We start from the raw sequence: 9,931 nt of genomic DNA, 5'->3' as shown, positions 1-9,931 counted from the left end.
ACCGAGATCACACAGCCGGGCTGAAGAGGTTCCACAAGAAGACCGGTGCACCGATTCGTGCGATGTCGGACGAGTACGTGTTCGGCAGTACGACTCTCACCGACGGCGAGGTGATCGAGGCCGCGGGACTGACGGTCACCGTCCTCGCGACGCCCGGGCACACGGCGGACTCATTGAGTTTCGTGCTCGACGACGCGATCCTGACGGGTGACACGATTCTCGGACGCGGCACGACCGTGCTCGACCCCACGGACGGCACGTTGGCCGACTACCTGACGACGTTGGACCGCCTCGAAGCCGTCGGCGCGGGCAAGCTCGCACTACCGGGGCATGGCGCCGAAGTCGCCGATACCGCTGAGGTTGCCAGGTTCTACCGTCAGCATCGGCACGAGCGGTTGGCGCAGGTGAAGGCAGCGCTCGATGAGATCGGGCACGACGCCAAGCCGAAGCAGGTGGTCAAGCACGTCTACTCCGACGTCGACAAGAAGTTGTGGCCAGCCGCGCGCATGTCCGTCAAGGCGCAGCTGGCCTACCTTCGGGAGAACTAACGAGCCCGTCGAGCCAAGCGCTCGGAGTCGGAGATCAGCACGCTCTTGCCTTCGAGCCGCAGCCATCCGCGGTGCGCGAAGTCGGCCAGCGCCTTGTTGACCGTCTCACGGGAAGCGCCGACGAGCTGGGCGATCTCTTCCTGCGTCAGGTCGTGCGTGACGCGCAGCGATCCGGCTTCCTGGGTGCCGAAGCGCTGAGCGAGCTGCAGCAGAGCCTTCGCGACACGTCCGGGAACATCGGTGAAGATGAGGTCCGCGAGGTTGTTGTTGGTACGGCGCAAGCGACGGGCCAACACGCGCAGCAACTGCTCGGCGATCTCCGGGCGCTGATCGATCCACGCCTTCAGCGCGTCGCGGTCCATGCTGACCGCGCGGACCTCGGTGACCGTCGTGGCCGTGGACGTACGCGGGCCGGGATCGAAGATGGAGAGCTCACCGAACATGTCCGACGGGCCCATGATGGTCAGCAGGTTCTCACGTCCGTCCGGGGAGCGACGGCCGAGCTTGATCTTTCCGGAGACGATGATGTAGAGCCGATCACCTGGCTCGCCCTCGTTGAAGACCACGTGTCCCCGTGGGAAATCGACCGGTTGCAGCTGCTTCGTCAGCGCTGCTACCGCAGAGGGTTCGACTCCTTGGAAGATGCCGGCCCGTGCCAGGACGTCGTCCACTTGCGCTCCTTTTGGGATGTCGTCGATACGGTTACCCGCGTCGACGAAAGGCGTTTCTCGCTTCCGTGCCTCGTCGAGCCTCACGGCCCCCGACTCACGTAAGTAATCAAACATGACAATTATCTCGGTGAAGTCTACTTCGCCGAGATCCAAACCGAGTGATCGACGCCACCGGAGCGCCGTGAAGGAATCGTACGTAAATCGCTGTTCACCACATATTCATGCAAAACGCGACATTCCGGTCTGCGGTGGTGTCAGCTGGCGCGCTGGTCGGCCATCTCCTCGGCGAGTGGAGTGCGACGCCTTCGACTGTTGAAGCGGGCCAGTGCGTGCGGCATGCCCTCGTTGGCGAGCGTCGCGACCTCGGACGTACTGGCTTGATCCAGAAATTCCTGCACCTCTTGTTCGCGGACACCCAGCTTGCTCAGGCGGAACTCCACGCGCTCCATGGCGAGCGCGAACAGCATCAGGAGCACAGGAAAGAGCACAACGGCGAGTCCTTGCATACCGAGCAGTAAACACCGGAAAGGTCTCGATAAGAACACAGGACTGATTCGTTGCTGATTCTTGTCCGTACAGTTGTGGAGTGAAATCGACAGCCTCTCCCGCGCTCGACGTGCGCAAACGCGAAGAGACGAAACTGGGGCTCACCCGGCGAGCGCGACGTATGAATCGGGAGTTGGCCGTGGCGTTTCCGCACGTCTACTGCGAACTCGACTTCACGAATCCGCTGGAACTTGCCGTCGCGACCATCCTGTCCGCTCAATGCACCGACAAGCGCGTCAATATCGTCACGCCAGGTCTGTTCGTGAGATATCGCACTGCGCGGGACTACGCCGAAGCCGACCGGACGGAGCTGGAGGAGTACATCCGGACGACGGGCTTCTACCGGAACAAGGCGAACTCGCTCATCGGACTCGGCTCGGCCCTTCTCGAGCGGTTCGACGGGGAGGTGCCCGCGAATCTGAAGGATCTCGTCACACTGCCCGGAATCGGTCGCAAGACCGCCAATGTCGTCCTCGGCAACGCGTTCGACGTGCCCGGCATCACCGTCGACACCCACTTCGGCAGGCTCGTGCGGCGCTGGCAGTGGACCGAGGAGGAAGACCCGGTCAAGGTCGAACACGCAGTCGGCGCACTCATCGAGCGCAAGGAGTGGACGCTGCTGTCCCATCGGGTGATCTTTCACGGCAGGCGTGTCTGCCACGCGCGCAAACCGGCCTGTGGTGTCTGTATCCTCGCCAAGGGTTGCCCGTCGTACGGTCTCGGTCCGACCGACAAGGCAGCGGCAGCAGCGTTGGTCAAGGGGCCGGAAACCGAGCACTTGCTGTCGCTCGCCGGAATCGACTCGTGACCGGATCTGCAGCTCGGCGGTCGTTGGCCGCTCTTCTTGTCGTCGTCGCCTTGGTGTTCGCGATCTGGCCGCGCGGGGAGGACCCGGAGCCGTCGGCCGGCCGGCCCGGCCAGGGTGCACCGATCGCGGAGGAGCGGCGGTCGGCCGATACAGACGAAGCGCTGGCACCACTCCGCGCAAGCGCCGGGCTCGACGGATGTCCGACGCCTGAGCCGGCGGCCGAATCTTCCGGCCCCCTGAGTTCTTCCGGTCCCTTGAGCGGGCTCGTGCTCGAATGCATCGGTGACGGCAGTCGGGTCGACGTGGGGCAAGCGCTCGCGGGCACACCCACGCTGATCAATCTGTGGGCGTACTGGTGCGGACCCTGTGCGGAGGAGCTTCCGTATTTGCAGGACTATGCGGATCGGATGGAAGGCCGAATCGGAGTCCTGACGGTGCACCAGGATCGCAACGAGGCGAACGGGCTGAGCAAACTGGCCGAGTACGGCGTCACATTGCCCGGTGTCCAAGACGGGGCGGGACGCATAGCAGCAGCCGTCGGCGCGCCGAGTGTCCTCCCGGTCTCGATTCTGATCGACGCGGATGGCAATGTCGCAAAGGTGCTGCCACAACCTTTCAGCAGTGTCGACGAGATCGACGATGCAGTCCGTTCGACTCTCGGCATAGCTCGATGACTCCGACGCCGCCTCCTCCTCGGTGGCTGAGCCGTGTCGTCGACGCCGCCGGGGGCAGGGGCATCACCGAGTCGGCAGGCACGAACCCGGTACTGGACCGAACCTCGCCCGACGGGGTGATCACACGACAGGCGTCGGTGCTCGTACTGTTCGGCGGACCCGAGAAGTCCGATGCGACCAGTCGTGGCGGCCTACCGGCCGACGCTGACGTCCTGCTCACGCAACGGGCGGCGACGTTGCGTCAACACAGCGGGCAGGTCGCGTTTCCGGGTGGAGCGACAGACCCCGGCGACGAGTCGCCCATTGCCACTGCGCTTCGCGAAGCCGAGGAGGAGACCGGCCTCGATCCGGCAGGCGTACAGCCGCTCGCGACGCTGCCCGGGATCTACGTTCCGCCGTCGAAATTCGACGTCGTACCGGTGCTCGCCTATTGGCGCGCACCCAGCGTCGTCGGCGTGGTCGACACCGCCGAGGCGGCGCGCGTGGTGCGCGTACCTCTTCGTTCGTTGCTCGATCCGGACAACCGCTTCCAGGTCAGACACCCCGCCGGCTACCAGGGCCCGGCCTTCGCCGTCGACGGAATGCTGGTGTGGGGTTTCACCGGCGGTATCCTGGCAGGCCTGCTCGCGGTTTCCGGTTGGGAAACCGAATGGGACACGAGTGACATCCGCGATCTGGAGGCGAGCTTGGCTGCTGTGGGCGCGAGTACCAACGGTCATTCCGCAGGCTCCACTCCTGTGGGGATGGATCGGTGAGCGGCTCGACGTGGGTCGACATCGTCGTCGTCGGTGTCGCTCTTCTGGCGGCGACCTCGGGTTGGCGGCAGGGCGCGGTGGCGTCGGCGATGGCGTTTCTGGGTGTGGTGCTCGGCGCGGTCGCCGGAATTCTCATCGCCCCACATGTTCTCGAACATGTCGATGGAGCACGCCTGCGGGTGTTCGTCGGTATCGCTCTCATCGTGGTGTTGGTCATCGTCGGCGAAGTGTCCGGCATGGTTCTCGGCCGAGCGCTGCGCAGCGGAATGCATTCGCGCGGAGCACGATCGGTCGACAGTGTCATCGGTGCAGCGCTGCAGGCCGCTGCAGTACTCGCGGCGGCATGGCTGCTCGCCATCCCACTGACGTCGTCCTCTCAGCCGGAGGTTGCCAGCGCGGTCCGCGGGTCGCAGGTGCTGGGCAAGGTCGACGAAGTGGCCCCGCAGTGGCTCCGCGAGGTGCCGAAAGAATTCTCTGCACTGCTGGACACGTCGGGTCTTCCCGATGTCATCGGGCCCTTCGGTCGGACCCCGGTGGCCACCGTCGAGGCGCCCGATCCGGCGCTGCAGGCCAGCCCGGTCGTCGAGCAGCTGCACCAGAGCGTCCTCAAGATCAGCGGCGTCGCACCGAGTTGCCAGAAGGCGCTCGAAGGATCCGGCTTCGTGGTCGCACCCGAGCTGGTGATGACCAACGCGCACGTCGTCGCAGGCACCGACGGTGTCACGATCGATTCGCTGGGAACGGTGCTCGACGCAAACGTCGTTCTCTTCGATCCCGAGGAAGACGTTGCGATACTGCGTGTTCCGGGTCTGCAGGCACCGGTTCTGAACTTCGCCGGGTCCCCAGCGGTCTCCGGCGAGAGCGCGATCGTTCTCGGCTACCCGGGTGGCGGACCGTACACCGCAAGCCCGGCGAGGGTGCGTGAGACGCTCAACCTCAGCGGCCCCGACATCTACCGCACCGGCACTGTCGAGCGTGAGGTGTACACCGTCCGCGGCACTGTGCGGCAAGGCAATTCGGGTGGCCCACTGGTTGCCCAGGATGGGCAGGTACTCGGACTCGTCTTCGGTGCGGCCGTCGACGACCCCGACACCGGCTTCGTCCTCACTGCCGACGAGGTATCAGACGAATTGCAGCAGAGCTCGAGCAGTGCCGTCCCAGTCGGGACAGGTGCCTGCATCGTCTAGTTTGTCCGCTCCGCCAGCGCTTTCAGCTGTTCGGTGACCTCGTCGGGGGCTTCCTGATGTGTGTAGTGTCCGGCGCCGAGCACGGTGTGCAACCGTCGCTCGGGCGCCCAGCGAACATCGCCGTCGACGGTACGGGGGAGGACGTACGGGTCCAGCTCGCCGCGAATCTGGACGACGGGGATCGCCAGTCGAACATCCATCGCCTGCATGAACCGTCGACCGTCCGAGCGGAACTGACTCCGGAACGCCCAGCGCTGGTATTCCAGTGCACTGTGCGCGGCTCCCTTGATGCGAATCGCCGACCGCATCTGCTTGGCTGCGTCCGCGAATTCTTCGGTCCCCTGCCACGCCGGACCCGAGCGCATCCGCAATATCTGCTCGGCGGCGGATCCATCGTTCTTGGTGAGAACTCGCTCGGGATAGAAGGGGACCTGGTACCGCAGAAAGTAGGGCAGGAGTGCCTGTCGCTGGGCTTTGTTGCGAAGAACCGCCTGCCGCAGCGCAATCGGGTGCGGCGAGCCGACCAACGCGATGGACCCGACCATGCGCGGGTGGAGCGCCGCCGTCGCCCAGCACACCAAACCACCGTCGGCGTGCCCCACCAGAGTGGCTTGGGCGTAGCCGAGCGCGCGAATGAGACCGACCACGTCACCGGCCAGAGTCCAGCCGTCGTAGCCGCGTGGGGGTTTGTCGGAGTCGCCGTAGCCGCGTAGATCGACGGCCACTGCCCGATATCCCGCAGCTGTCAGCGCAGTCAGTTGATGCCGCCACGACCACCAGAAGTCGGCGAAGCCGTGTAGGAGCACAACGAGCGGACCGTCGGAGGGAGCGTTGTCCGCCTCCACGACGTGGAACCGAATTCCGTTCGCGTGGATGTCGCGATGTGTCCACGGACCAGCGAAACGGACGGTGGACGGGTCTGGCTGGCTCATCTCTTCGGTCTGCGCGAGGCTCGGTTACTTCTTGTAGCCGGGGAGGCCCGGGGTGGAATCGTGCTGGTTCGGAAACACCGTCGACGCCTGCTTGAGCGAGTCGATGGTCTTCTCCGGCTTCCGCAGCTTCTTCACACGCAGATAGCCGAGCAAGGCAAGCAGCCCAGCCATGAGCAGCATGAACACGAAGACGATGAGGAACGACGCCCAGCGGGGCAGCCAGATATCGAGCGTTTCGGCCGCGAAGAAGAAGAAGAAGAACGCGCTGAAGATGAGCACCGCAAGCGCGAGCACGAAGAAGAGACTGCCCTGCAGTCCCTTCTTGATTTCGCCGGTGACTTCGGCCTTCGCCAGCTCGACCTCGGCACGTACCAGCGTGGAGACCTGGGTCGTCGCATCCTTGACGAGATTGCCTATGCTCCCGGTTCCCGGCGCGCGGTAGTCGACATCCGACAGCGGGATCGACGAGATGGTGTTCGGTACGCCGTCCGGGTAGCCGGAACCGCTCCTACCATTGCCGCGATTGGTCTCGCTCAACTTCTCGACCCCTCCACTTGCTGGTTCTCCATTGCACTTCGTCCGATCTTCGCAGTAACACTAGTGCCGATCGACGGCGCCGTGCTCGATGGCCGTCCGATCCGTGACTTCCGGCGTGGAGACACGGCCGCATCCGTCGATCTTCTTAGCTGTCCTCAGGTAACTTTCCCTGCGCGTACATACCCCCTTTCCCTCAGTGCAATCGCCAGGAGCACCACCGTGAGTATCACCTCGGCCGTCCCCGGAGACGGCTCGACTGCAGCGGCCCCGGAGGTGCCACGATCTCGGATCGTCGTCGCTTCCATGGTCGGTACGTCGATCGAATTCTTCGACTTCTACATCTATGCAACTGCAGCTGTTCTCGTCTTCCCCACGCTGTTCTTCCCGGCGGGCAACGACACGACCGCGCTGCTGGCGTCGTTCGCGACGTTCGGGCTCGCGTTCGTCGCACGGCCCATCGGATCGATCCTGTTCGGCCACTTCGGAGACCGCATCGGACGCAAGGCGACTCTCGTCGGCTCGCTGTTGACGATGGGCGTCGCGACCTTCCTGATCGGTTTGCTGCCGACCTACGACTCGGTCGGCCTGCTGGCGCCGGCGCTGTTGGCTGTCATGCGCTTCACCCAGGGTGTCGGCCTGGGCGGTGAGTGGAGTGGCGCGGCACTGTTGGCCACCGAGACCGCCAAGCCGGGCAAGCGCGCCTGGGCGGCGATGTATCCGCAGTTGGGTGCACCGATCGGCTTCTTCTTCGCCAACGGGATCTTCCTACTGATCGTCGTGATGACCGGCTACGACGCGGCAACTTCGGGCACCGACCATGCGTTCCTCACATGGGGTTGGCGCGTTCCGTTCCTGCTCAGTGCGGTCATGGTTCTCATCGGCCTGTACGTGCGTCTCAAGCTGGAGGAGACACCGGTGTTCAAGCTGGCCGTCGAACGCGGCCAGAAGGTCAAGACGCCGCTCGCCGAGGTCTTCAAGACCAGCTGGCGTCAGCTGATCATCGGCACGTTCGTCATGCTCGCGACGTACACGCTCTTCTACATCATGACGACGTGGGTGGTCAGCTACGGAACCGGCAAGGTCTCCGACGTCGACGGCCCGAAGATCACCATCGCCTACACCGATTTCTTGGAACTGCAGCTGATCGCGGTGCTGTTCTTCGCTGTGCTGATTCCGGTCGCCGGGCTGCTCGCGGACAAGTACGGTCGACGCCCGACGCTGATCGTCATCACGAGCGCGATCGTGCTGTTCGGACTGTCGTTCCACTGGTTCGCGGCTCCCGAGAACGCGAGCGCGGGACGCATGCTGGTCTTCATGTGCGTCGGACTCGGACTGATGGGTCTGACGTTCGGTCCCATGAGTGCGGTTCTGCCGGAGCTGTTCCCGACGAATGTGCGCTACACGGGCTCCGGAATCTCGTACAACACGTCGTCGATTCTCGGTGCAGCGGTGGCACCGTTCATCGCGACGTGGCTCGTCAGTTCCTACGGCGTCGGGTGGGTGGGTGTGTATCTCGCCGTCGTCGCCGCGCTGACGCTGATCGCGCTCCTTGTCATGAAGGAAACGCGGGATCAGCAGCTCGAAGACGTCTGAGGCCTCCGGCCCCAGTGGCGCGGTTAAGTGTGTTTGAGTGCACTCAACCGCGCCACTGGGCGCGGAGCGCCCGGAGCGTCAGCGACCCTGTTTTTCCCGGAGCGTCAGCGACCCTTTTTGATCGACTCGAAGACCTTCGGGTCGACGAGGGTGGAGACGTCGCCCAGTTCGCGGCCCTCGGCGACGTCGCGGAGCAGGCGTCGCATGATCTTTCCCGAGCGTGTCTTCGGGAGCTCGGGGACGATGGAGATCTCGCGCGGCTTCGCGATCGGTGAGATCTCCTTCGATACCTGGGCTTTGAGCTCGGCGATGAGCTCGTCGCCGGTGTTCTCGACTCCCGCCCGCAGGATGACGAACGCGACGATGCCTTGTCCGGTGGTCTCGTCCGCAGCACCGACGACCGCTGCTTCGGCGACGCCGTGGTGGCTGACGAGTGCCGATTCCACCTCGGAGGTGGAGATTCGGTGGCCGGAGACGTTCATGACGTCGTCGACGCGTCCGAGAACCCACAGTGCGCCGTCGTCGTCGTACTTGGCGCCGTCACCGGCGAAGTACCAACCCTCTTCGGCGTACCGCGACCAGTAGGTGTCCTTGTAGCGGTCCATGTCGCCCCAGATGCCGCGGAGCATCGACGGCCATGGCTTGTCGAGGACGAGGTAGCCGCTGCCACCGTTGCCGAGTGGCTTGGCGTCGTCGTCGACGATTTTCGCCGAGATACCGGGAAGCGGAGTCATCGCGGAGCCCGGCTTGGTGGCGGTGACGCCGGGGAGCGGGGAGATCATGATCGCGCCGGTCTCGGTCTGCCACCAGGTGTCGACGATCGGAGCGCTGCCGCCGCCGACGACGTCGCGGAACCAGCGCCACGCCTCGGGGTTGATCGGCTCACCGACGGATCCGAGAAGGCGGATCGACGTGAGATCGTGAGCCTCGGGAATCTCCTTGCCCCACTTCATGAACGTGCGCACCAGGGTGGGGGAGGTGTAGTAGATCGAGACCTTGTACTTCTCGATGACGTTCCAATGCCGGTGCTCGTCAGGCGAATTGGGGGTGCCCTCGTAGACGACCTGCGTCGCCCGGTTGGAGAGGGGGCCGTAGACGATGTACGAGTGTCCGGTGACCCAGCCGATGTCGGCGGTGCACCAGTAGACGTCCTTGCCTGCTTTGTGGTCGAAGACGTTGTGGTGGGTGTACGAGGTCTGGGTCAGGTAGCCACCGGAAGTATGGATGATGCCCTTGGGCTTGCCCGTGGTGCCGGAGGTGTAGAGGATGAACAGCGGGTGCTCGGCCGGAAATGGTTGGGCCTCATGCTCTTTCGACGCCTGTGCGACGGTTTCGTGCCACCACAGGTCGCGTCCCGACGTCCAGTCGACGTCGGAATCGGTGCGCTTGACCACCAGCACGTTCCGGATGGATGCGGCCCCGTCGACCGCTTCGTCGACGGTGGACTTGATGGGAGCGGGCTTGCCGCGTCGCCACTGGCCGTCGGTGGTGATGACGAGTTTGGCTTCGGCGTCGTCGATGCGCGAGCGCAGTGCGGTTGCGGAGAATCCGGCGAAGACAACCGAGTGTGTCAGTCCGAGGCGAGCGCACGCGAGGATGGAGACGATGGCCTCGGGGATCATCGGCATGTAGATCGCGACGCGGTCGCCGGCGACGAGCCCGAGATCGGTGAGCGTGTTC

11 protein-coding genes are annotated in these 9,931 nt (G+C 64.7%); 6 read left to right on the top strand and 5 right to left on the bottom strand.

Going from position 1 to position 9,931, the window contains the following annotated elements; translation table 11 throughout:
* Positions 1-548 (top strand): MBL fold metallo-hydrolase (locus A2J03_RS24265; protein ID WP_068379116.1); only part of this gene is annotated, 548 nt, incomplete at its 5' end.
* On the opposite strand, the gene A2J03_RS24260 is transcribed toward A2J03_RS24265, so the two are convergent.
* The gene (locus A2J03_RS24260; RefSeq protein WP_019662947.1) at positions 545-1,219 is read right to left on the bottom strand and encodes a Crp/Fnr family transcriptional regulator; all 675 of its coding nucleotides are present in this window, start codon (positions 1,217-1,219) and stop codon (positions 545-547) included. The two genes, A2J03_RS24265 and A2J03_RS24260, sit on opposite strands and share 4 nt — an antisense overlap.
* Positions 1,220-1,473: 254 nt before the next feature.
* Positions 1,474-1,725: a hypothetical protein gene (locus A2J03_RS24255; RefSeq protein WP_068379114.1), complete on the bottom strand. Its 252-nt coding sequence runs from the start codon at positions 1,723-1,725 to the stop codon at positions 1,474-1,476.
* 161 nt (positions 1,726-1,886) lie between these two features.
* Between A2J03_RS24255 and nth the strand changes: the two genes are divergently transcribed.
* The 4 genes from nth to marP are packed head-to-tail and all read left to right on the top strand — an operon-like array spanning position 1,887 to position 5,189.
* Positions 1,887-2,573: an endonuclease III gene (gene nth / locus A2J03_RS24250; RefSeq protein ID WP_231912700.1), complete on the top strand. Its 687-nt coding sequence runs from the start codon at positions 1,887-1,889 to the stop codon at positions 2,571-2,573.
* Positions 2,570-3,247: a TlpA family protein disulfide reductase gene (locus tag A2J03_RS24245; protein ID WP_068379109.1), complete on the top strand. Its 678-nt coding sequence runs from the start codon at positions 2,570-2,572 to the stop codon at positions 3,245-3,247. The genes nth and A2J03_RS24245 overlap by 4 nt, the downstream gene beginning before the upstream one ends.
* Positions 3,244-4,002 carry an NUDIX hydrolase gene (locus A2J03_RS24240; RefSeq protein WP_082898064.1) on the top strand — a complete coding sequence of 253 codons (759 nt, stop codon included), beginning with the start codon at positions 3,244-3,246 and terminating at the stop codon, positions 4,000-4,002. The genes A2J03_RS24245 and A2J03_RS24240 overlap by 4 nt, the downstream gene beginning before the upstream one ends.
* Positions 3,999-5,189, top strand: coding sequence for an acid resistance serine protease MarP (gene marP, locus A2J03_RS24235; RefSeq protein ID WP_068379106.1), 1,191 nt, complete (start codon positions 3,999-4,001; stop codon positions 5,187-5,189). Before A2J03_RS24240 ends, marP begins: the two co-directional genes overlap by 4 nt.
* Here the strand turns inward: marP and A2J03_RS24230 are convergent.
* Together A2J03_RS24230 and A2J03_RS24225 are read right to left on the bottom strand one after the other, a co-directional pair.
* A complete protein-coding gene (locus tag A2J03_RS24230; RefSeq protein ID WP_068379103.1) occupies positions 5,186-6,121 on the bottom strand; it encodes an alpha/beta fold hydrolase in 936 nt (311 codons plus the stop codon). The two genes, marP and A2J03_RS24230, sit on opposite strands and share 4 nt — an antisense overlap.
* Before the next feature lie 24 nt (positions 6,122-6,145).
* The gene (locus A2J03_RS24225; RefSeq protein ID WP_068379100.1) at positions 6,146-6,658 is read right to left on the bottom strand and encodes a phage holin family protein; all 513 of its coding nucleotides are present in this window, start codon (positions 6,656-6,658) and stop codon (positions 6,146-6,148) included.
* A gap of 225 nt (positions 6,659-6,883) precedes the next feature.
* On the opposite strand from A2J03_RS24225, the gene A2J03_RS24220 reads away from it, so the two are divergent.
* Positions 6,884-8,251, top strand: coding sequence for an MFS transporter (locus tag A2J03_RS24220; RefSeq protein ID WP_068379120.1), 1,368 nt, complete (start codon positions 6,884-6,886; stop codon positions 8,249-8,251).
* A 104-nt stretch (positions 8,252-8,355) separates the two neighbouring features.
* Here A2J03_RS24220 and acs read toward each other — a convergent pair.
* On the bottom strand, positions 8,356-9,931 hold a 1,576-nt coding region (gene acs / locus A2J03_RS24215; protein ID WP_068379097.1), incomplete at its 5' end, for an acetate--CoA ligase.

This window comes from Rhodococcus sp. EPR-157 (assembly GCF_001647195.1).
Classification (GTDB): domain Bacteria; phylum Actinomycetota; class Actinomycetes; order Mycobacteriales; family Mycobacteriaceae; genus Rhodococcoides.
This window is presented reverse-complemented; position numbering and strand designations above follow the sequence as displayed.